16 protein-coding genes are annotated in these 22,019 nt (G+C 71.5%); 3 read left to right on the forward strand and 13 right to left on the reverse strand.

Features of this window, described 5'->3' with window-relative positions; genetic code table 11:
* Window positions 1–145 precede the first annotated feature (145 nt).
* From GUY60_RS00630 to GUY60_RS00640, 3 genes are all read right to left on the reverse strand, one after another.
* Window positions 146–1,369: an acyltransferase family protein gene (locus tag GUY60_RS00630; RefSeq protein ID WP_161692838.1), complete on the reverse strand. Its 1,224-nt coding sequence runs from the start codon at window positions 1,367–1,369 to the stop codon at window positions 146–148.
* A gap of 199 nt (window positions 1,370–1,568) precedes the next feature.
* Complete coding sequence (locus tag GUY60_RS00635; RefSeq protein ID WP_312866138.1) at window positions 1,569–2,297, reverse strand: DUF2306 domain-containing protein; 729 nt, start codon at window positions 2,295–2,297, stop codon at window positions 1,569–1,571.
* Window positions 2,298–2,551: 254 nt separating this feature from the next.
* Complete coding sequence (locus GUY60_RS00640; RefSeq protein WP_161692839.1) at window positions 2,552–3,568, reverse strand: alcohol dehydrogenase catalytic domain-containing protein; 1,017 nt, start codon at window positions 3,566–3,568, stop codon at window positions 2,552–2,554.
* 411 nt (window positions 3,569–3,979) lie between these two features.
* On the opposite strand from GUY60_RS00640, the gene GUY60_RS00645 reads away from it, so the two are divergent.
* Together GUY60_RS00645 and GUY60_RS00650 are read left to right on the forward strand one after the other, a co-directional pair.
* Entirely contained in the window at window positions 3,980–5,470 is a 1,491-nt protein-coding gene (locus GUY60_RS00645) for a multicopper oxidase family protein (RefSeq protein WP_161692840.1), read from the forward strand.
* Between the two features lie 125 nt (window positions 5,471–5,595).
* A complete protein-coding gene (locus tag GUY60_RS00650) occupies window positions 5,596–7,098 on the forward strand; it encodes an FAD-binding oxidoreductase (protein WP_161692841.1) in 1,503 nt (500 codons plus the stop codon).
* A gap of 115 nt (window positions 7,099–7,213) precedes the next feature.
* Here the strand turns inward: GUY60_RS00650 and GUY60_RS00655 are convergent, their stop codons facing one another.
* The 10 genes from GUY60_RS00655 to GUY60_RS00700 form a co-directional block, all read right to left on the reverse strand.
* Entirely contained in the window at window positions 7,214–8,809 is a 1,596-nt protein-coding gene (locus tag GUY60_RS00655; protein WP_161692842.1) for an MFS transporter, read from the reverse strand.
* A 255-nt stretch (window positions 8,810–9,064) separates the two neighbouring features.
* Entirely contained in the window at window positions 9,065–10,408 is a 1,344-nt protein-coding gene (locus GUY60_RS00660) for an FAD-binding oxidoreductase (protein WP_161692843.1), read from the reverse strand.
* A gap of 372 nt (window positions 10,409–10,780) precedes the next feature.
* Complete coding sequence (locus GUY60_RS00665; protein ID WP_161692844.1) at window positions 10,781–12,352, reverse strand: FAD-dependent oxidoreductase; 1,572 nt, start codon at window positions 12,350–12,352, stop codon at window positions 10,781–10,783.
* Window positions 12,345–13,742: a dihydroorotase gene (locus GUY60_RS00670; RefSeq protein ID WP_312866139.1), complete on the reverse strand. Its 1,398-nt coding sequence runs from the start codon at window positions 13,740–13,742 to the stop codon at window positions 12,345–12,347. Before GUY60_RS00670 ends, GUY60_RS00665 begins: the two co-directional genes overlap by 8 nt.
* A 17-nt stretch (window positions 13,743–13,759) precedes the next feature.
* A complete protein-coding gene (locus tag GUY60_RS00675; RefSeq protein WP_246234095.1) occupies window positions 13,760–14,878 on the reverse strand; it encodes an acyl-CoA dehydrogenase family protein in 1,119 nt (372 codons plus the stop codon).
* Entirely contained in the window at window positions 14,857–15,930 is a 1,074-nt protein-coding gene (locus tag GUY60_RS00680) for a PrpF domain-containing protein (protein ID WP_161692846.1), read from the reverse strand. Before GUY60_RS00680 ends, GUY60_RS00675 begins: the two co-directional genes overlap by 22 nt.
* The gene (gene asnB / locus GUY60_RS00685; RefSeq protein WP_161692847.1) at window positions 15,927–17,729 is read right to left on the reverse strand and encodes an asparagine synthase (glutamine-hydrolyzing); all 1,803 of its coding nucleotides are present in this window, start codon (window positions 17,727–17,729) and stop codon (window positions 15,927–15,929) included. The genes GUY60_RS00680 and asnB overlap by 4 nt, the downstream gene beginning before the upstream one ends.
* Before the next feature lie 26 nt (window positions 17,730–17,755).
* Complete coding sequence (locus GUY60_RS00690) at window positions 17,756–18,706, reverse strand: PLP-dependent cysteine synthase family protein (RefSeq protein WP_161692848.1); 951 nt, start codon at window positions 18,704–18,706, stop codon at window positions 17,756–17,758.
* 25 nt (window positions 18,707–18,731) lie between these two features.
* Complete coding sequence (locus tag GUY60_RS00695; RefSeq protein ID WP_161692849.1) at window positions 18,732–19,532, reverse strand: HpcH/HpaI aldolase family protein; 801 nt, start codon at window positions 19,530–19,532, stop codon at window positions 18,732–18,734.
* On the reverse strand, window positions 19,529–20,392 hold the full coding sequence (locus GUY60_RS00700; RefSeq protein WP_161692850.1) for a TauD/TfdA dioxygenase family protein: 864 nt from the start codon (window positions 20,390–20,392) through the stop codon (window positions 19,529–19,531). Before GUY60_RS00700 ends, GUY60_RS00695 begins: the two co-directional genes overlap by 4 nt.
* A gap of 323 nt (window positions 20,393–20,715) precedes the next feature.
* Here GUY60_RS00700 and GUY60_RS00705 point away from each other — a divergent pair, with 323 nt between their 5' ends.
* Window positions 20,716–21,990, forward strand: coding sequence for an MFS transporter (locus GUY60_RS00705; protein WP_161692851.1), 1,275 nt, complete (start codon window positions 20,716–20,718; stop codon window positions 21,988–21,990).
* Window positions 21,991–22,019: the final 29 nt, after the last annotated feature.

Genomic DNA, 22,019 nt, shown 5'->3' on the forward strand with positions numbered 1-22,019 from the left:
CTTACGAAGACGCCTGCCGGGGCCCGCAGGTCCGATGCTCTCGCTACTCGCGTGGATGACGCCGGGACAGAAGGCAGCGACGCCGTCGACGTCCGACGATCCGGAGCCGGTCACCGAACTCCCCGGCGGAGCGCCGGGATTCGACTCAGCCCGTGGTCGTGGGGGTCTTGACCTCACCGGTATCGACCGCGCGCACCGGCGGCCGGTCCGGCTGGTGCGACTGGTGCGGCCGGTGCGGCCGGGGGCTGGACCACCTCCGCATGACCGGCATCTCGACGAACCGGTAGAGCAGCCAGGCCAGGACGATGCTGACGGCCAGGCAGCCCAGCAGGAACAGCACCGCCACCGGTGTACTCAACGACGTCCGTTCGAAGGCGCCGTACCCCATCCACTGCCCCTTGAGCGCCGCCTGCGCCGAGTTCAGCACGTAGAGGTGGATCAGGAAGAACGCGTACGAGATCTCGCCCAGCCAGACCAGCGGACGACGGGCCAGCAGTGTTGCCCGGCCGGCGACGTCGTCGGCGGCGGCGGCCGCGACAAGCAGCCCGAGCGGGAACGCGTAGGGCGCGGCGAACGACCAGAGCGGGGGCAGCCACAGCGCCCCCACAGACACCGCGAGGACGCCGAGCGCGGCCGGACCCAGGCCGAGGCGGACCCACCGCCCGCTCAGGACGATGCGGGCGAAGAGGATGCCGACGACGAACTCGAGGCAGCGCACCAGCGGGAACTGGTAGGCGAACCACATCTGCGGCCAGGAGAACTGGTCGTACCCGGGGAACATCGGAGCGTCGGGCAGGAAGGCCTTCGACAGCAGCGGGACCGACAATGCCAACGCCGACACAGCGATGGCCCAGTACCAGAGCCGGTTGGCCCGGATCTTGTTGATGCCGAGAATCAGGAACGGGAACAGCAGGTAGAAGGCGAGCTCCGCCGACAGCGACCACGTGACGCCGTTGACCGCGAGGACGAGGTTGTTCACGTCCGGTACCCAGGCGTTCACCAGGAAGAGGTTGGCCGTGGCCGGCCCGACCGCGATCGCGGTACCTGATACGAGCAGCACGGCGACGCCGATGAGCCAGACCACGGCGTGATTCGGGAAGATCTTGAAGAACCGCCGGCGCCAGAACTTGCCCATCGTGTCGTTCGGCTTCACCACCCAGGTCAGTACGAACCCACTGAGCACGAAGAAGAACGAGACGCCGACCCCGCCGGCGCTGCTGGTGACGAAGTTGTACGCCGTCAGCACCGAGGTGTCGCTGAATATGCCCAAGTAGTGCGCGTGGAAGACGAAGACCAGGAACGCGGCGACGAACCGCAACGCGGTCAGGGACGGAAGTCTGCCCGGACTGGGGGCCGTTGCCTGTGTCATGTGTACCTGCCTCGTCGTCGAAAGGACCCGGAGAGAGCCACAACCGGTCTCGGAAGTGGATTGTCCGGGCTGCGCCACGGGCCGGCGTCTTCCAGAGTGCGGCATCCCCCTGACCGTTCGGCGGCGTGAACGCGTCGAGGGGGCCACGCGACCGAGCAGTGTCGCGTGGCCCCCTCTTCCGCTGTCCCGTACGGCCGGTTCAGACGAGATCCTTGAGCTTGCGGTCCGCCGTCCGGTTCAGCCACCACTGGACCAGGAACAGGTTGATGACCCAGCCCAGCCACGGCGCGGTGCCCACGACCTGACTGATGATGGTCTGGTTCGTCACCCCGAGGAGTTCCAGAACGTAGAAGAACACCCGGCCCCAGACGATGTTGATCGCGAAGGCGAAGCTGTAGAGCATCCACCGGCGGTGGGCGAGGTAGCGGCCCTGGACGGCCCGCCAGAAGCCCATGCCCGTGGTGATCACCCACAGGATGCCGCCCAGCGTGGTACCGATGCTCGGCGCGGGCGAGAGCGGCGTGATCAGGAACGAGAGCACCGCAGACGGAAGGACACCCACGAAGACGTACACGCGTCCGCTCCAGCGGTGCACCGCGGGGCGCTGCCTGCGCAACCACGGCCACAGTTGGAGGCACACGGTGAGCAGGGCGATCGAGCCGGTGCCTATGTGGGCGACCAGCATCGGATAGTGCGCCGGCGCATCCGCTCTGATCGGAATGAGCGACGCCTTGGGGTCGAGCCCCAGGTACGGCGGCAGGACGTAGCTCAGGAAGCCGAGGACGACCACGGCCAGCGGCACCACCCACGGGCGGCGCCACCAGGCGCGCGCGGGAGACCCGGCGGAGGCTGCCGCTCGCGCAGGCGCGGGTGGACCGGCGGCTGCCGGTGGTGTCTCCGGTTCGGCGACCTTCAGATGCTGTGCCACTGTCGTCCTCCTGAAGTCCTGATGCGAAGGGCCGGCCGGTCGGCCGACCCGGAACCTGTGTGGTCCGCGCGGGCCCGGAGCGGGGCCGAGGCAGTGCGCGTCGTAGTCGTCGTGCATGGCACCGGTGAGGCTGTCCTGGATCGGCTGGGTCGCCGGCCAGTGCCCCTCGTGCCGCCAACGACCTGCCTCCCGCGTCGAGTTGGTCCAGGGCCGCACGGTGGTGGGTTCTTCAGGAACCGGCTGTTCGACCGCGGTCAGAAGGTGATGACCGCGCGGAACCGCAGGTCGCCCTTGCCGGCCGCGGCGACCGCTTCGGCGATGTTCTCCTTGGGGAACGTCTCGATGCGCGGGGTGGCCTTGCCGTCCGCCACGAGTCGCAGCGCCTCCGCGAGCTGGTGCAGGCCGTTGTGGGTGGCGCCGATGATCTGCTGGCGCTTGGCCCACAGCGGGCTGCGCGCGTCGATGGTGAACGAGCCCTCGGGGTTGATGGTGGCCAGGACCATCCGTCCGTTGACCCGGAGCCCCTTGAGGGCGTCCGTGGCGGCCTCGTACGACGTGCCGGTGACCAGGATGACGTCGGCGCCGCCCGCCGCGAGCAGCTCCGCGCCGTCGCCGACCACCGTGTCGGCGCCCAGTTCGCGGGCCAGGTCGTGCTTGTCGGGGGAACGCGTGATGGCGACGGTGTCGAATCCGCAGGCCCGGGAGAACTGCACGGCGAGGTGGCCGAGTCCGCCGATGCCGAGCACCGCGACCCGTTCGTGCGGCTTCGGGTCGGCGGCGCGCAGCGCGCTCCACGCCGTGTAGCCCGCGCACAGCACCGGGGCGGCCTGCTCGTAGCTGAGCTGGTCGGGGAGCAGCACGGTCGATTCGGCCGTGACGGCCGCGTACTCGGCGTGGGTGCCCTGGGTGGTGATGCCCGTCATCGTGGGCCGGGCACAGTTCATACCGGACTGCCCGGTCAGCGGCAGGTTCAGCTTGCAGTAGTCGCACTCCCCGCAGGTGCCCTGCACCCAGGTCGCGCCGACGCGGTCACCGACCTTGCGGGTGGTGACGCCGGCGCCGACGGCTACGACGTCACCTGCCGCCTCGTGGCCGACGACGACATCGTCCCGCGCGGGGAAGGGGAACGAACCGTCGGTGAGCAACAGGTCGTTGTGGCAAAGCCCGGAGGCGCGGACCCTGACGAGGACCTGACCGGGGCCGGGCTGCGGCGTGGCGACGTCCCGCAGCTCCCAGCGCGCCCCGGCGTGCGGAACAACGGCTGCCTTCATGGTGGTTGCCTTTCTCGAGTCGAGCCGAACGGGCAGCTCAACGAAGCGGCTGAACTCCTCGATGCGCGCCGTGGGGGTCAGCGTGGTGGCCGCGCGGGCGCCGCTTCATCTCTGTGGTTGCTGTCCTTTCGGCCCCGGATCGGCGGGGTGCCGCAGGTCTGCCCAACTGCCTTCTGTGGCCCGCCTGTTGGCGTGCGGACAGGGCGCGACGGATTGAGCAATCTGGAAGAGGCCCGCGCCTTCGCCCGGTGCCAGGATCGCTACGGCGGCCCTTCCGTTGTCCGCGGCCGCGGAACACGGCACCCGCCGCCCGCCGCCGTCCGGTGCGTTTCCGGGTGGGGCCGACTCGCTGTGGCTGATGGCGTGGGGAACCGCTGACGGCCCTCACCCGGAGCACCGATTGGGGAACTGATGCTGAACAGACGACGCCTGCTGGGACTGGGGGGCGCCGTGGGGGCCGGGGCGCTGGTCTGGCCGCTGCGTGAGGCGACGGACTCCGTCGCGCGCGAGAATCCCGACCCGCACGCACACCACCAGGCTTCCTCCGGTGGATCGGACAAGGCCGCCAAGGCGACCGCGGCGAACCCGCCGCCCTTCACCCCCTTCGCGGAGCGCATGCCGCTGCCGGAGGTGCTGAAGCCGGTGTCGACGCAGGGCGACTTCGACGTCTACGAACTGCCCATGCTGGCCGCCACCAACGAGATATTCCCGGGCGTGAGCACCCCTGTGCTCACGTTCGGCGGCCAGTTCATCGGCCCCACCATCCACGCCAGGCAGGGCCGGGCGGCCAAGGTCACATACATCAACCGGCTCGACCGGGCGGCGACCGTGCACCTGCACGGCGGGCATGTGTCCTCGGCGAGCGACGGCTTCCCGATGGACCTCATCGAGCCCGGCCAGTCACGGGTGTTCGAGTACCCGAACCAGCAGCCGGGCGCGAGCCTCTGGTACCACGACCACACCCACCACATGGAGGCCGAGCACGTCTACCGGGGCCTGGCCGGGCTCTACCTGATCGAGGGCGACGACGAGAAGGAACTCGGCCTGCCCTCCGGGACGTACGACGTGCCGATCGTGGTCCGGGACGGCCGCTTCGACGAGAAGGGCGGCATGATCTTCGAGCCGAGCCCGGAGCCCACGATGCTCCACACCAACGGCCGGATCCAGCCGTACTTCCCCGTCGCCGCCCGCAAGTACCGGCTGCGTCTCCTCAACACCACGCTGCACCGCATCATCGAAGTGAGCCTCGGTGGGCAGGAGTTGGTGCAGATCGCCTCCGACGGCGGCCTCCTCGCCGAGCCGGTGTCCCGGACGAAGATCACGCTCACCCCGGGCGAGCGGGCCGAGGTCGTGGTGGACTTCTCCCGCCACGAGGCCGGCTCCCATGTGCTGCTCACCGACGCCCGGGAGAACGAGCCGATCGTCCGGTTCGACGTGACGGGCACGGCCACCGACGACAGCCGGGTGCCCGACAAGCTGCGCGCCCTGCCCGCGCTGCCGAAGGCCTCGAACGTCCGCAAGGTGAAGTTCTCCATGACCGCCGACGGCACGCAGTTCGCCATCAACGACAAGACGTTCGACCACAACCGCGTCGACTTCCGTATCAAGGAAGGCACCACGGAGATCTGGGAGATCACGAACGCGGACACGGCCGACGGCGGCACCCACGGGGCCATCGACCACAACTTCCACATGCACCTGGTGCCGTTCCGCGTCCTGGACCGCGACGGCAAGGCGCCGTTGCCGGGCGAGCAGGGGCTCAAGGACACCATTCTCGTCAGCCCCGGCGAGACCGTCCGCGTGCAGGCCACGTTCAGTGGTTTCCGCGGCAAGTACCTCTACCACTGCCACATCCAGGAGCACAGCGACATCGGCATGATGGCCACGATGGAGATCGTCTAGGGACGACGTCCGCCCGGCCCGTCGCAGGGCCGCGTCGCGGGTCTGAGAACCGCAAACCGAGAGATGCGGCGGCCGCGGGCCAGGTGTGACCTTCTAGGCACGACCGCCGAGGAGGAGTGTCCGCAATGACTGAAATCGCACGCGGGGAGCGCATCACCCCCGAGGACGACCGGTATCCGAGCCTGCTGGAGGGGTACAACCACCGGTTCACCGGCAGTCCCGACTACGTGGGCCTGGTGACCAGCACGGACGAGGTCGTCACCGCGGTCGAGGAGGCCGTCGCGGCCGGCAAGCGGATCGTGGTGCGCAGCGGCGGTCACTGCTTCGAGGACTTCACCTCCTCCCCCGACGTCGAGGTCCTGGTGGATCTCTCGCGGATGAACTCCGTCTCCTACGACGAGCGCCTCGCCGCCTTCGCCATCGAAGGCGGCGCCAACCTGGAGCAGGTCTACACCGAACTGCACAAGGGCTGGGGTGTCACCGTGCCCGCCGGCACCTGCTTCGAGGTCGGCGTCGGCGGCCACTTCACCGCGGGTGGCTACGGCCATCTCTCCCGCCGCGACGGCCTGGTGGTCGACCACCTGTACGCGGTGGAGGTGGTGACCGTCGACGCGTCGGGCAAGGCGCGGGTCACCATCGCCACCCGTGAGCCCGACGACCCGCACCGGGATCTCTGGTGGGCGCACACCGGCGGTGGCGGCGGCAATTTCGGCATCGTGACCCGGTACTGGATGCGCCGCCCCGGAGACCGGCCGGCCACTGCGGCCGATGCCCTCCCCCAGGCGCCCGCCCGGATGCTCCGGGCCGACGTCAGCTGGTCCTGGGACACCATCGACGCCCATGCCCTCACGACGCTGCTGCGCAACTACGGCACCTGGTACGAGCAGAACAGCGCGCCGGACTCTCCGTACAAGCAGCTGTGGACCAACCTCATCGTGACGCACCGGTCGGCGGGCGGCTTCGGCATGACCGCCGTGATCGACGCCGACGTGCATGACGCCGAAGGACTGCTGACGGCCCATCTGGAGGCCGTGGTCGCCGGCACCGGCGTGGAACCCACCGTCACCCGGGAGGAGGTCGACTGGATGGGCACGTGGCTGCCGTCCTACAGCTGGCCCAGCGACCCGCGCGGCCGGTACAAGAACAAGGCGGGTTACCTCCGTAAGGGCTTCACCGAGCACCAACTCGACGCTCTCTACCGGCGGTTGTCGCAGTCGGACTACTCCAACCCGATGGCCTGCCTGGTGCTCACGGGCTTCGGCGGCGAGGTCAACGCGGTCGCTCCGGACGCCACCGCCGTGGCGCAGCGCGACTGCGTGCTCAAGGCCTCCTACTCGGCGTTCTGGCAGTCGGCCGAGGAGGACGACCACCACATCGCCTGGGCCCGGGAGTTCTACCGCGACGTGTACGCGGAGACCGGTGGTGTGCCCGTGCCCGACGAGGTCAACGACGGCTCGTACATCGGGTATCCCGACGTCGACCTGGCATCCCCGGAGTGGAACACCTCGGGCGTGGGCTGGCAGGCCCTGTACTACAAGGGCAACTATCCCCGGCTCCAGCAGGTCAAGCGGCGTTACGACCCGCGCGACGTCTTCCGCCACGGCCTCTCCGTCGAGCTGCCCGGCTGAGGGCACGGCGCAGAGTGCCTGCGCTGGTACTTCAACAGCACAGTGGGCCGGACCCGTCTCCACGGGTCCGGCCCACTGCGTCACTCTCCCTGGGCCGTGACACCCAGGGAGAGGTTCAGAGCGCGGCCTGCTCGGCCTGCTCGGTCTGTGCGGCCTGCTCGGGCGCGTCCTGGTTCGCTCCGCCCTTGTTCTTGTCCCGCAGCGCGACACCCATGACCACCGCGAGGACGGCGACGATGACACCGGCGACCGCGGCGACGACGTTCAGGCTGTCGGTGAACGCCACGCGTGCCGCCGTCACGAGGGCGTCCGCGCCCTGGGGCAGGTCGCCCGCCACGGCGACGGCGCCGGCGAGCGTCTCCTTCGCCGCGTCGGCGGCCTGTTCCGGGACACCGGCCGGGAGAGACTCCCCCATGTCACTGCGGTAGACCGCAGCCCCCAGCGAACCGAACAGCGCCAGGCCCAGGGTCGAACCGAGGAGGTTGCTGGTCTCCGACAACGACGCCGCGGCGCCCGCCTTCTCGACCGGCGAGGAGCCGACGATCAGCCCGGTGCCCAGGGCGAACAGCGGACCGCAGCCGAACGCCGTGAAGGCGATGGCCACCACGACGAAGACCAGGTCCCCGTCGGCGTCCACCTGGGTGAGCGCGAGGAGCGCGACCGCGGACACGACCAACCCGCCCACCATGGCGGCGAGTTGGCTCATGAACCGCAGGAAGATCGGGGAGAGCAGCACGCCCGCCGCGATACCGGCACCGGTGGGAGCCAGCCACAGACCGCTCTCGCCCGGGGACAGGTCGGCGACGCTCTGCACGTACTGGCTGGTGAGGAACGACGTACCGGCGAAGGCTCCGGCGCCGATGGTCATCGCCGCCAGCGCGATGCTGAACACCCGCTGCCGGAACAGTCCCAGATCGACGAGGGGGGATTCGATCCGGCCCTGCCGGCGCACGAACAGCCACCCGAATCCGAGGCCCACGGCGAGCGCGACCAGCGCCACCGTCGGTGTCTCGGAGTTGCCCGCGGCGAGCTCCTTGATACCGAAGATGACCGGGATGACAGCCGCGAGCGACAGCGCCACGCTGGTCATGTCCAGGCGTCCCGCCTGCTCGTTGCGGTACTCCGGGAGCAGGATCGGTCCTGTCACCAGGAGCAGCAGCATCACCGGGACGCCCATCAGGAACGCCGCGCCCCACCAGAAGTGGTCGAGGACCAGGCCGCCGAGGATCGGTCCGAACGCCGCGCCGCCGAACTGGCACGCGGCCCAGATGGAGATGGCCACACCGCGCTGCTTGTCGTCGCGGAACATGTTGCTGATCAGCGCCAGCGTGGACGGGTTGAGGGTGGCGCCCGCGACACCGAGCAGAGCACGGGCCGCGATCAGCGTCCAGGGGCTGGCCGCGTACGCGGCCAGAACGGACGCGGCTCCGAACGCCGCCGCGCCGATGAGCAGCAGCTTGCGCCGGCCGATCCGGTCACCGAGGTTGCCCATGGGGATGAGGAAACCGGCGAGCATGAACCCGTAGATGTCCGTGATCCACAGTTGCTCGGTCCCGCTGGTCCCCAGGTCTTCGCTGAGGTGCGGAAGCGCCAGGAACAGCACACTGATGTCGAGGGCGACCAGCAGCGTCGGCAGCGCCAGCACGCCGAGGCCGATCCACTCCCGCCGCCCAGCCCGCAGACTGCCCTGGGCCAGGGTCGAGTTGGTCATGTCAGGTCCCTTCAAGGTCTTGCCCGCGGCGCCGACCACTGCTCGTCGAGAGCGCCGAGGACTCGGTGCGGCGGGCCGGCCGCCGCTGTCGGTGTGCGGCCGTGCGGAGTCCCGCCGGCCGACGGACACCGGTCGTGTCCGCTTCCCCCGTGAAACCGTTCAGGCCGGGTCCGGGCAGCGCGATGCCGCCGTGCTCGGGTGCGCGGGTTGCGGTGGGCATCTCGACCTCCCCGGGTGCCGGCGGCGCCCTCGTCGTCAGCCCCGCGTCGACGGCTCGACGTTGGGGTTCCGTGAGAAGAGGTTCTGCGGGTCGTACTCGTCCTTCACGGCCTGCAGCCGGGCGCGCGTCCCGGGCGGGTAGACGGCCGCCATGTCGCCCTCGTCCAGCTCGCTCAGGAAGCCGCTGTACGCGCCCTTCGTGTACGGGGCCAGCGACTTCCAGAAGGCGTCGAGGCCGGGGGCGGCGTCGAGGTTGTACGCGCGGGTGCCGAGGTTGACCGCGTTGAGCATGACGGCGGCGTCCCGGTGCGCGAAGGCGGTCGCGTCGGCCGGGACCCGGCCCACCGCGCCGCCCAGGCTCCGCAGTTCGAAGAAGAGCGTGTCGAAGGAGGCCGCCCCCGTCACGAGCGCGTCGACGAACCCGTCGCTGACGTCGGGCACGAAGCGGTTGCGCACGGTCGGCTGCCAGTCCTCGGGCAGCGGACCGGCGTCCACGAGCGTCTCGGGGTACGGGATGCGGCTGATGTCCTTGCTCTGCAGCGAGCCGAGTGCGAGGAGCGGGGCGATGGCGGCTTCGGCCGACGCCTCGTCACCGCAGTGGCAGACCTGGATGGTGACCGGGTTGGGATCGCCGCCGAAGGTGGGGAACAGCGCGACGTGCGAGGTGAGTTCGTCGGGCGCGGTGCGCAGGTAGCGGGCCCAGCCCTTGACGACCGAGGCCGCCTCGGCCGCGGGGTAGGTGATGGTGCCGAAGGTGACGCCGTCGACGGCGTGCGCGGTGATCTCGAAGGAGGTGGCGATGCCGAAGTTGCCGCTGCCGCCGCGCAGCGCCCAGAACAGCTCGGGGTTGTCGTCGGTGCTCGCCCGCACGACGTCGCCGTCGGCGGTGACCAGCTCCACCGAGCGCACGTTGTCGAGGGACAGACCGCCCTTGCGCACCATCCAGCCGATGCCGCCGCCGAGCAGCAGCCCGCCGACGCCGACGGACGTGGTGTCGCCGGAGGAGAAGCCGAGACCGTGGCCGTCGAGGACCGTGGCGACCTCGCTCCACTGGGCACCGGGGCCGACGCGGACCAGCTTGTCGTCGGCGTCCACGACCTCGATGCCGTTCATGGGCGACAGGTCGATGACGATGCCGCCGTCGTTGGTGCTCAGGCCGGCGTTGCTGTGGCCGCCGCTGCGTACGGAGACCAGCAGGTCCTGCTCGCGTGCGAACCGGACCGCCTTGCGGACGTCCTCCGTGCTGTGGCACCTGACGATGACGGCGGGTGCGCCCTTGTGCACGATGAGCTTGCTCAGCGCGTCGTAGTCACGGCCTCCGGGCAGAATCACCTCGCCGGTCAGGTCCTCGGCAAGGGTGGTCGCCGCAGCGGTGTTCATGAACTCTCCTCTTCGGGCCGTCCGGGCCGGAGCTCGGTCCAGCCTGGCACTGGGTGATCACCCACGCATCTCGCGGCATGCGGAGCGGTCGGCTGTGGGGATCGGTGCACGTCATGCCGATGTGCGGCAGCGTGCGTCCGGGGCGGCACGGGAGCAAGAGCAAGTTGCCCAAGTCGCGGCATCGCCGCGAAGGTCACCGATTCGGACGAGGCGGAATCAGCCACCGCACATGAGGGTCACGTACCGCTATCACTCCGTCACTCAGAGCTGTCTAAGGGGGCGGACACCGGCAATCTGCGGCTCTCCGTGACGCCTGACAACAGTGAGTTGGTCAAGACGTCGCACGGAGTCGTACGAAGGTGCGGCGGCCGCTCAGGCGGCCTGTTCCGTGGCGGTGCGGGAGACGAGGGCGGCGACCGTGTCCGGCTCGAAGTTGACGGCGCTGCACCAGCCGCCGTCGCTCAGCCGGAACCACAGCGAGCTGGTGATCTCACCGCCTTGGTGCTCGCCCTCGATCACCTCGTCGCCCACCGTCCAGCCCTCCGCGTCGTGGGCGACGTCCGGGTCGGGCAGCAGCAGCCGGAGCACGGGGCTCGAAAGGGACGGGCCGGAGCGGACGTTGGCGTCCCGCCAGACGGGACCGGGTGTGCTGGGGTGGGCGGTGAACGCGGCGGCGGGCATGGGGTTTCTCCTCTTCCGTGCCCGCGAAAGGACGGGCACCTCTTCGGTGGTCGTGGTGGGCGGGGTCCAGGCGGTGATGTCGAGGGCTTCGGCGTCCTTGCGGCCCTGGCGTCTCATCAGGTCGTTGCGGGCCCGCTCCGCGGCGTCGTCCGCGCCCTGGTCCAGGGAGCCCTGACGGCGCGAGCGCCGCTGGATCTCGGCGGTGCGGGGCAGCCGTTCGCTCTCGTACGCGGCCAGGGCCCGCTCCACGTCGGTGTGGGTCCGCAGCGCGGCGGCGAGCACGACGGCGTCCTCCAGGGCGGTGTTCGCACCCTGGCCCAGGGCCGGGACCATGGGGTGCGCGGCGTCGCCGAGCAGCGCCACCCGGCCGATGGCCATGCGCGGCGCCGGGTCGCGGTCGTGCACGTCGGTGACCACGAGGTTCGCGGGGTCGCAGTCGCGCACCAGGCGCACGACGGACTCGTCCCAGCCGGACAGGGCGGCGAGCAGGTCCCGCAGCGCGCCCATCGGGCCCTTCGCGGGCCAAAGCCCCGGCGGTGCGGTGATCTTCGCGGTCCAGTAGAGGGTGTCCCGGCCGACCGGGGCGACGAACAGCTGGACGCCGCGGCCGTTGGCGACGTACGGCCGCTGTCCGAGGCCGGCGGCGGTGGTGCGGCCGCGGACCGAGGTGTAGCCGCGGTAGTCGGGCGGGCCGTCGTCCAGGAGCGCCGTGCGGGTCGCCGAGTTGATGCCGTCGGCGGCCACCAGGGCGTCTCCGGTGAGGGACGTGCCGTCCGACAGATGCACCCGGATGTGGTCCCGGTGCTCGGTGAAGCCCTCCACTCCGGTGCCGAGGAACACGACCGCGCCCGCGGCGGCGGCCTCCACGAGCAGCGCCGTCTGCAACGCGGTGCGCAGGATGGGCACTTGAGGCGCTCCGAAGGGGCTGCCGATGCGTTCCTCGGCCAGCACCGCACCCTGGGCGTCGATGATGCGGCGCACCTCGTGCTCCCCGGTGACGTGGCCGTGGGCCCGGATGCGGGCGCCGAGCGCGGCGCTGATGGCGTCGGCGGCGCGCACCCCGTTGGGGTGCAGGAGGAGCCCGCCGCCCGCGTCGCGGACGTACGGCATGCGTTCCACGACCGTCACCCGCGCCCCGTCATGGGCGAGGGCCGCCGCGGCGGCGAGACCGCCGATGCCGCCGCCGGCCACGACGACGGAGCGTGGCCGGGGCCGGGACGGCTCGACGGACAGCGGCTGTGCGGGCAGGGGCTGTTCAGACATGGGCGGGCACCTTCCGCGTACTGGCCGGGGCCGTGGTCGAGGACAGCAGACGGCCGTCGTACGCGCCGAACGCCCCGGTGGACGCGTCCCATACGGTGCGGCCTGCGCGCAGGGTGCGGGTGAAGCGGCCGGTGAACGTCCAGCCCTCGTACGCGGACCAGCCGCACTTGGCGCGGACATCGGCCGCGGAGAGCATCCAGGTGTCGTCGGGGGCGAGGAACGTCAGGTCGGCGTCGGCGCCGGGCACGATGCGGCCCTTGCCGGGCAGCCGGAACAGATCGGCGGGCGCGGCGCCCAGGTAGTGGGCCAGGCGTGCCGCGGCCACGTCGGGGTGCTCCTCGGGCCAGCGGCGGCGCATCCCGGTCCATACGGTGTGGGCGAGTTCCTGCACGCCGGGCAGTCCGGGCGGGGACATGGTGACGCCGCGGGTCTTCTCGGCGATGGTGTGCGGGGCGTGGTCGCTGCCGAGGGTGGTGGGCTGACCGGCGCGCACCGCCTCCCACAGCCGGTCCTGGTCGGCCTGACCGCGGATCGAGGGCGAAAGGCGGGTACGGGCACCGAGGCGCCGGGTGTCGGAGTCGGTGAACGACAGGTGGTGGCCGGTGACTTCGAAGGTGACGGGCAGTCCCGTGGCCTGCGCCGCGCACACCAGGTCGGCCTCTTCGGCGCTGGACAGGTGCAGGATGTGGGCGCGGGTGCCGTACCGCCGGGCCAGCTCGATGACCTTGGCGACGGCGACGATGCCCGCGCTGCGGGGGCGCCGTTGCTCGTAGTCGAGGTAGCTTCCGGGTTCGCCGCGCCACGCGTCGAGCAGGTCGAACAGCGCGTTGTCCTCGGCGTGCAGGACGAGTTGGACGCCCCCTGCGGCCGCACTGGCGAAGGCCCGCGCGAGCTGGTCGGGGTCGCGCACGACGGTGGGCGCGGTGTGGTGGCCCGCCATGAAGATCTTGGCGCTGGTGGCGAGGGCGGGGTCGAGGTCGGCGAGGATCTCCGGGCGGTCCGGGTCGAGGCCGATGTGGAAACGGTGGTCCACCAGTGAACGGCCGCTGATCTCCGCCGACTTGGCGAGGATCGCCTCCGGGGACAGCGTGGGCGGCACGGTGTTGGGCATGTCGACGACGGTGGTGAAGCCGCCCATGACGGCGGCTCTGCTGCCGTGCTCCCAGTCCTCCTTGTGGGTCAGGCCGGGGGTGCGGAAGTGCACGTGCGAGTCGATCAGGCCGGGCAGGACGTACGCGTCCCCGGCGTCGAGGCGGGTCGCGTCCGGGGGCGCGGTGTCGGTGTCGGTGACCGCGGTGATGCGGCCGTCGGCGATGTGCACGCAGCCGGGGCGCACGCCGTCGGGGGTGACGAGGCGGCGGGCGGTCACGACGGTCGTATCGGTGTTCACGGGTTCCGTACTCCTCCTCAGTGCTCCCATGACGCGGCCGCCAGTTCTCTGCACAGGTCGTTGGTGGGTCCCATCAGGGCGACGCCCCGGGCGTCGGCGAGCAGCCGGGTGAGGCCCTCGCCCGCCTGGTAGCCGGCGGAGCCGAGCAGCCGGGCCACGTCGAGGCAGATCTCCTCGGCCGCGGAGGACGCGTACAACTTGCTGTAGAGGGTGGTCAGTCCGGGGTTGGGGGCGGTGCGGGCGCCGGCCCGGTCGACGAGGGCGCGGGCCGACTCCAGGTGGGTGGCCAGCTCGGTGAGCCGGTGCCGGAACATCGGCACCGTCAGCAGGTCGTGCCGGTTGGCGTGACAGACGGCGATGTCGAGGGCGGCCTGTGCGATGCCCACGGAGACCGCCCCGAGCGTGGCGCCGCTCTCGCGGACCTGCGCGATGACCTGTTGGGCGCCGTCGGTGGCGCCGAGCCGGTCGGCGTCGGGCACCGCGCACCGCTCCAGGCCCACCAGGCCGGTGGCGGAGCCGCGCATCCCGATCAGGTCGAGGCCGAGGCGGGGGCGGATGCCCGGGTTGTCGGCCGTGACGAGGAAGAAGGTCTGCCCGGTCGCGCCGTAGCCGCCGCTGTCGGTGGGGGCGGGGCCGGTGCGGACGAGGACGAGGTACAGGTCGGCCAGGCCCGCGCCGGTCGTGAACGACTTGGCGCCGTCGAGCTGCCAACTCCCGTCGTGGCGGCGCACCCCGGTGCTGCTGAGGTGGCGCTTGGCAGCCCCGGCACCCGGCTCGCTCCACGCCGACGCGGCGAGCCAGGTGCCGTCGGCGAGGGCGGGCAGCAGGCGGGCCCGTTGTTCGGGCGTGCCCCATTCGGTGATCCGCGCGCACACCGCGAAGTGCTGGAAGGCGATGATCGCGAGGGACGCGTTGACGGAGGCGATCTCCTCGACGACCCGGTTGACATCGGCCGCGGTGCCGCCCGTACCGCCGTACTCGACGGGGACGCCGATGCCGAGCAGGCCGGAGGCGCGCAGCTCCGCGACGACCTCGCGGTCGGGTTCACCGGTACGGGCGGTGGTGGCCGCGGATGTGCGCAGTTGGGTGCGCAGGGTGGAGTTGATGTCGGTTCTCATACGGACAGCGCCAGCCATGATGTGGCCTCCTCGGGCTCCGCGGTGGGTCGTTGGTCGTACGCGTCGGCGTGCAGGTCGAGGACGAGCGAGCCCTGGAAGACGACCTGCTTGTGTGCGACGGCGGTCCAGGTCAACGCCCGGCCGTGGGCGGTGTCGCAGGACACGGCGCTGACGACGGTGCGGGACGCCGGGGTGACGACGGTGAGGGACCCCGCGGCGGCTTCGGTGCCGTGCTCGCGGGCCAGCCGCCAGGGCACGGTGTCCGGGATGCCCGCGGCGGCCGCCAGGCAGACGGCCCCGGTGAGGGCGAGTGTGGGGTGCCAGCGCGGCACGGACACCGCGCGGGCGGCGAGCGCGCCGTCGGCCTCCGGCAGCAGCGCCGCGATCTTCGGGAAGGCGCCGGTGCGGGGCAGTCCGAGCCGGTCGGCGGCGGCGCCCCGGACCCGCTGGAGCCGCTCGAACAGCGCGTCGCCGGCGCTGAACAGCTCGGCGGACGTACCGATCCCGACGGTGCGGGCGTCGACGAACGCATAAGGGTTGCCGGAGCTGACCAGGGACACCTCCTGGGCGGCGCCGTCGACGGCGAGAGCGTCGACGGGTTCGCCGGTGAGCAGCAACTCCTCGAAGGGGACGGCGCTCAGCTGGACGAAGGTCGCGGTGAACCGGGCCTCGTCGTGCTCGGTCTGCTCCAGTTCGCACACGACGCTGTCGGTGGTGTTGAGGACCCGTACCCGCACCCGTGCACCCGGCGCCAACTGGCTGATCATGCCCGCGCGTTCGGCGGCGACGGCGGTGGCGAGGATCGAGTGGCCGCAGGAGCCCTTGAGTTCGAAGCCGTCCGGGCTGCCGGGCAGAACCTGCACGAAGAAGTAGTCGAGGTCGAAGAGGGGGTGCGTGGACGGCCGCGCCAGGGCGATCTTCAGTACGTGTCCCGCGTTCGCGGCGAGCAGTTCGCGCCGTATCCCGGCGAGGCTGCGCAGCAGGGCCGGCTCGTCGTCGGGCAGCCGCCGGGCGTCGAGGACGAGCGTCGGGCAGGGACTGCCGGTGGCGCGCACCAGGTGGCCGATCATGCGGCCACCCCCAACGGCCGTGCGGCGGCGATCCGGTCGCGCCACACACCGTGCACGAGCAGCGCCCACAGGGTGGCTGCCGTGATGTCGTCGGGGTGCTGTGCCTGCCTGGTGAACAGGCCGTTCACGACGCCCGGCCGCAGCTCGCCGCGGGCCGTGAGCCGGGCCGGGGCGAGTGTGTCGCGGGCGTACTCCCACAGCGGGGTGCCGGGCGTGAGCATCGCGCTGACGGGCAGGGTGAACGGCTGCTTGGGGCGGCCGAGTACACCGTGTGGAAGGAGTCCGGCGGCGGCCGCGTACAGGCTGGTCTTGACCTGACCGCCGTGGATGCGCAGCCGGTCGGGCAGGGCACGGCCGAGGGCGAGGACACCGCGCTGGCAGAACGGAAGCCGCGCCTCGACGGAGTGGGCCATGGTGAGGTGGTCGACCCGGCGCAGATGGTAGGCGGGCAGCCGGTGGCGCAGCTCGAACTCGGTGATGCGCTCCAGGGCGGAGCCGGGTCCCTGGGTGAGGGCGTCGAGCGCGGTGGCCGGCAGCGGGCTGGTGGCCACCGCGTCCGCCCGGTACGCGTCGGTGTAGAGGCGGTGCCGCAACCGGGCCGGGAGGACGCCGAGTTGGTCGAGGTAGGCGGCGGTCCAGGGGCGGCCGTCGGCGTCGGCCTCGGCGGCGGCGCGCATCCGGGTGTAGCCGCCGAACACCTCGTCGGCGGCGTCGCCGGTGAGGGCCGCCTTGAACCCGGCGGCGCGGACGGCGGCGAACAGGGCGTGGGTGCTGACCGTGATGGGGTCGGCGTTGGGCTGGCCGAGGTGGGCCACGGTCTGCTCGATCAGCACGGGCAGCTCGGCGGGGTCGATCTCCACCTGGTGGTGGACGGTGCCGGTGTGCTCGGCGACGCTGCGCGCGTGGTGCCGTTCGTCGAAGGGCCAGCGTCCGCGGTAGGCGATGTTGAAGGAGTGCACGGGGCGGTGTTCGGCGGCGAGCGCGGTGACCAGGCTGGAGTCGAGTCCGCCTGAGGTGATCACGGCGACGGGAGCGTCCGCCGTAAGGAGGCGGCCGACTTCGTGGCGCAGGGTGCCGCGCAGGCGGCTGCCCACGGCGCGGCGGTCGTCGGGCAGCCGCGGCACCGGGTCGGGGGCGGCCCGGGTGACGATCCGCGGGGCCTGGCCGGGCCGGCAGGTGAGGGTGGTCGCCGGGGGCAGCACGGTGACGCCGGACAGCATGGTCTGCTGTCCGAACGGGGTCTTGGTGGCCAGGTAGGCGTCGAGGCCCTGCGGTCTGGTGCGGGCGGCGAGCCCGGGGAAGCCGAGCAGGGCGGGGATCTCGGAGGCGAAGTACAGGGCCCGCGCGGCGGCGTCCCAGTGGTAGTAGAGCGGCTTCATGCCGATGTGGTCGGTGGCCAGGAGAAGCCGGGGGCGCGCGCCGCGGCTGTCCAGGACGGCGATGGCGTACATGCCGTCGAGTTCGTCGACGAAGGCGTCGCCGTACTCGGCGTACAGGGCGGGGATGATGCTGCCGTCGCAGCGGTCGGTGAAGGTGTGGCCCTTCTGCGCGAGGCGGCGGCGCAGCGCGTCGTGGTTGTAGATCTCGCCGTTGAACACGGCGTGCACACGGTCGCCGAACCGGTACGGCTGGCGGCCGCCCTCGGGGTCGACGAGGGCGAGGCGATTGTTGCCGATGCCCCAGCCGGGGCCGGTGACGTACCCGGTGCCGTCGGGTCCACCGTGCCGTTGCAGCGCGGCCACCTCGGTCAGTTCCCGTGGTGTCGCGGTGGTGTTGAAGTAGCCGTGGATGCGGCACATGGCCCGTCTCCCTGTGGGTCGGCCGATCAGTGGTGTGCCATGGACAGGTACCGCTCGCCCGAGTCGGGGAAGACGGTGACGACGGTGGCTCCGGCCCATCGGGAGCGGCCGGCGATCAGGCGGCTCGCGTGCGCCGCGGCCCCCGAGGAGATCCCGACCGGGAGTCCGGTGGCCCGGGTGACCTCGTCGGCCGTGCGGGCGGCCGCCTCGTCGGGCACGGTGACCACGTCGTCGACGAGGCTGAGGTCCGTGAGGTCGGAGACGTAGCCCGCGCCGATGCCCGGGATGCCGTGCGGGCCGCCTTCACCGCCCGACAGCACGGCGGAGCGGGCCGGTTCCACGGCGACGACGTGCACGTCGGTGTGCTGCTTCAGGTAGCGGGCGGTACCGGTGAGGGTGCCGCCGGTGCCGACCCCGCAGACGAGGACGTCCACCCGGCCCGCGGTGGCGCGCAGGATCTCCGGGCCCGTGGTGTCGTAGTGCGCCTGTACGTTGGCCGGGTTGCGGTCCTGGTGCGGAAGCCAGGAACCGGGGGTGGCCCGCTGCAGCCGCTCGGCGTGCGCCCAGGCCGCGAGCAGCCCCTCCTGGTGCGGCACGGTGACGATCTCGGCGCCCAACTGCCGCAGTATCAGGCGGCGTTCCTCGGTGGCGTTGTCGGGCATGACGATGATGCAGCGGTGGCCGCGCAGGGTGCACAGCGCGGCGAGCGAGATGCCGGTGGAGCCGGAGGAGCACTCGATGACGGTGCCGCCCGTGGCGGGCAGCAGCCCTGTCGCCTCGGCGTCCCTGAGCATGGCGAGGGCGGGCCGGTCCTTCACGCTGGACAGCGGGTTGAGCATTTCCAGCTTGGCCAGCAGGCTGGTGTCCTCGGGGATGCCCGCGAGGCGCACGCGCAACAGCGGTGTCTCCCCGACGAGTTCCTCCACCGAGTCGACGACCCGCGAGGTCACGGGCGCGTCGGGCGTGGTGACGGTCATGGTGTGCTCCTCTCATGCGTGCGGCTCAGGCCGCGGCGGCGGCCTTGCCCCACACGTCGTCCAAGTGCGCCGCCGCGGCCTGCTGAAGGTGTGTGATGTCGCTGGAGACGGTGGCGAAGGTGAAACCCGAGGCGAGCCGGACAGCGGCGTCGGCCCCGGTCAGGCAGTGGATCCCGGCGGCGATCCCGGCGCCGCGGGCGGCCTCGGCGATCTCCGCGAGGGCTTCCTCCAGGGCCGGCGCGGCGTCCGGGTCCCCGAAGTAGCGGGCGCCGAGGGCCACCGACAGGTCGGCGGGCCCGACGTACACGGCGTCGAGTCCGGGCACGGCGCAGATCTCCTTCAGGTCGCGCAGTGCCGCCGCCGTCTCGATCATCACGATGCAGGCGACCCGCTCGTCCAGTTCGGCCGGTACGGAGCCGAGCCGGACCTCGCCGCGCACCGGGCCGCCGAGGCTGCGGGTGCCGTACGGCCAGTGCCGGCAGGCACGTACGGCGGTCATGGCCTCGGCGGCGGACTCGACCATGGGGACGATGACGCCGCGGGCGCCGCAGTCGAGGGCCTGGCCGATGGCGACGGGATCCACGGACGGCACCCGGATCACCCCGGCGGCGCTGTGCCGGGCGTCGACGGCGAGCATCGCGGACTGCCAGCCGGGCTGGTGCAGGACGCCGTGCTGGCCGTCGACGCCGATGTAGTCGTAGCCGAGTCCGGCGATGCGTTCGGTACCGACGGGGTTGTCGAGGGCGATCCAGTAGCCGACCAGCTGTTCCCGGCGGCGCAGCCGCGGCACGAAGCTGTCGGGGCCGTGCCCGTTCCGGCCGGTCATCGGTCGTCCTCCTCGATCGCGTAGCCGGTTCTGCCGTCGAGGCCGACCGGGACGTCCCCGTTGATCGACACCCGGTGCAGGACGCGCCGGTGGCCGTCGTAGTCGTTGACCGCGTAGTGCTGGGTGCTGCGGTTGTCGAAGATCAGGACGTCACCGGGCCGCCACGTCCAGCGGGCCGTGTTCTCGGGCCTGCGTACGTAGGACTGGAGGACGTCGAGGATGGGGCGGGACTCGCGCAGCTCCATGCCGAGCAGACGCTGCGCGAACCCGCCGAGGAACAGGCTGGGGTCGCCGGACTCGGGGTGGACCCGCACCACGGGGTGCGCGGCGCGCTTCTCGGTCGCCATGAACGCCTCGCGGACGGCGTCGCCGCGTGCGGTGCCCAGACGGGGCTGTTCGGCCCTGTTGGTGTGCACGGCCCACAACCGGTCGGCGATCTGTCGCAGTTCGCGGGGCAGGTCGCGGTAGCCGGCGGCGGCGTTGGCGACGAGGGTGTCGCCGCCGTAGGGCGGCAGGACGACGCTGCGCAGCGTCGTGCCGAGCGACGGGGTGGAGGTGAAGCTGATGTCGGTGTGCCAGTGGTCGGCGCGCTGGTCCTCACCGTCCACGGGGATCACCTGCGGCGCCCCGTCGAGGGTCCGCATCAGCGGATGGGGGTCGCTGAGCGGGCCGAAGCGGCCGGCGAAGGCGAGTTGGTCGGCGTCCTTGATGTCCTGGTCGCGGAAGAACAGAACCTGGTGCCGGAGAAAAGCGGCGTGGATCTCCCGGAAAACCGTTTCGGAAAGCTCGGAGCCGAGATCGACGCCGGTTATCTCCGCGCCGATCCTGCCGCCCAGCCTGCGTATGTCGAAATCGGACACAACTCACCCTTCCCGCCGGGGACGCGTTCTTACGTGGCGCATGGGTCGCGGCACTCGTCCCACCGGTGTCAATGCCGTGACAGCTGCCGACGGAACGCGACCCTCGGAAGGCTCGATATTTCGCCAGGTTGCCGAGCAAGAGAGTGCAACTTCCGGACGTCCTGTGCACAGCGAGGCGTTCAGGTAACTCCCTGTTGAACGCGCTCGGTTGTTTCCGGAAGGGCCGAAGTGGTGACCTCGATGCACCTGGAACGGGCTCTTTCGAAAGCCACGCCGACACCGTGTGCGCCGCCCCAGGAATTCCGAACACCGCAGGAGGAACGGTGAAGTTCCGGGAACTGCATCCCAACATCAGGCTGCGCATCGGCGTGGGGTTCGTGCAGCGGCTGCTCGCCATCATGCTGACGCCGCTGCTCGTCATCCATCTGGCCACGCTGTACGGCGCGGCCGTGGCCGGTGCGCTGACGGTGATGGTCGCGATCGCGGGCGTCGCCAGCAACTTCCTGGGTGGGCATCTCGCCGACGTGTACGGGCGCAGACCGCTGCTCGTGTGGGGCGAGTTCGGCGCGACGGTGACGTTCGTGCTGCTCGCGCTCGCCAACTCGCCCTGGTGGCAGTCGGGTCCGCTGACGTTCGCGCTTTTCCTGGCCAGTACGTGCCTGTCGAACCTGGCGACGCCCGCTGCCGACGCCATGGTGGTCGACGTGTCCTCGCCGGAGAACCGGACGCTCGTCTACACGATCAACTACTGGTCGATCAACCTGGCGTTCACCATCGGCGCCCTGGTCGGCGGCTTCTTCTACGGCGAGCACTTCTTCCAGCTGCTGACCGGCGCGGCGGTGCTGTCCGCGGCGACGACGCTGGTGATGTGGCGCTGGATCAGCGAGTCCGCGCCGCGCACCGGCAAGGACGCCGCGACGGGCGTCGGGGCGATGCTGCGCGGCTATCTGACGGTCGCCAGGGACCGGGTGTTCCTGCGCCTGGTGGGCGCGGCGCTCCTGGTGTGCACCATCGAGATGCAGATCGGCTACTACATCGCGGTGCGCCTCGCGGACACGTTCCCGCACCGCACGCTGGAAGTGCTCGGCTCCTGGGGGCCGAAGATCGACGGCGTGTCCATGCTGGGTGTGCTCCGCGCCGTCAACGCCGCCCTCGTGGTGCTCCTCGTCCTGCTCGCGGGCAAGGCGCTGCGGCTGCTGTCGGAACGCTCCCGGCTGTTCGCCGGCATCGCCGCCTTCACCGTCGGCTACATGGTCTGGGCGGTCAGCGATGTCGGCTGGGTGCTGATCGCCGCCGCGGTGCTGCTCACCGTGGGGGAGATCACCTCCGTACCGGTGAAGCAGGCGATCCTCGCGGACCTCGTACCGGCGGCGGACCGCACCAAGTACATGGCGGCGTACGCGCTGCACGCCCGGGTCGCGCTGCTCCTCGCGTCGGTGTTCGTGACCGCCGGCGCGTTCGTGCCGCCGCTCGGGATGAGCCTGCTGTACGGCGCGATGGGGCTCGGCGCGGTCCTCATGTACCGCTCGCTGCTGCGGGTGCGCGCCGAACTCCGGGAGCAGGAACGGCAACCGCAGCAGAAGGCCCTGGCGGCCTGACCGCCGCCCCGCCCCACGCGGAGCGGCCC

The sequence above is a fragment of the Streptomyces boluensis genome, assembly GCF_009908195.1.
GTDB classification, from domain to species: domain Bacteria; phylum Actinomycetota; class Actinomycetes; order Streptomycetales; family Streptomycetaceae; genus Streptomyces; species Streptomyces boluensis.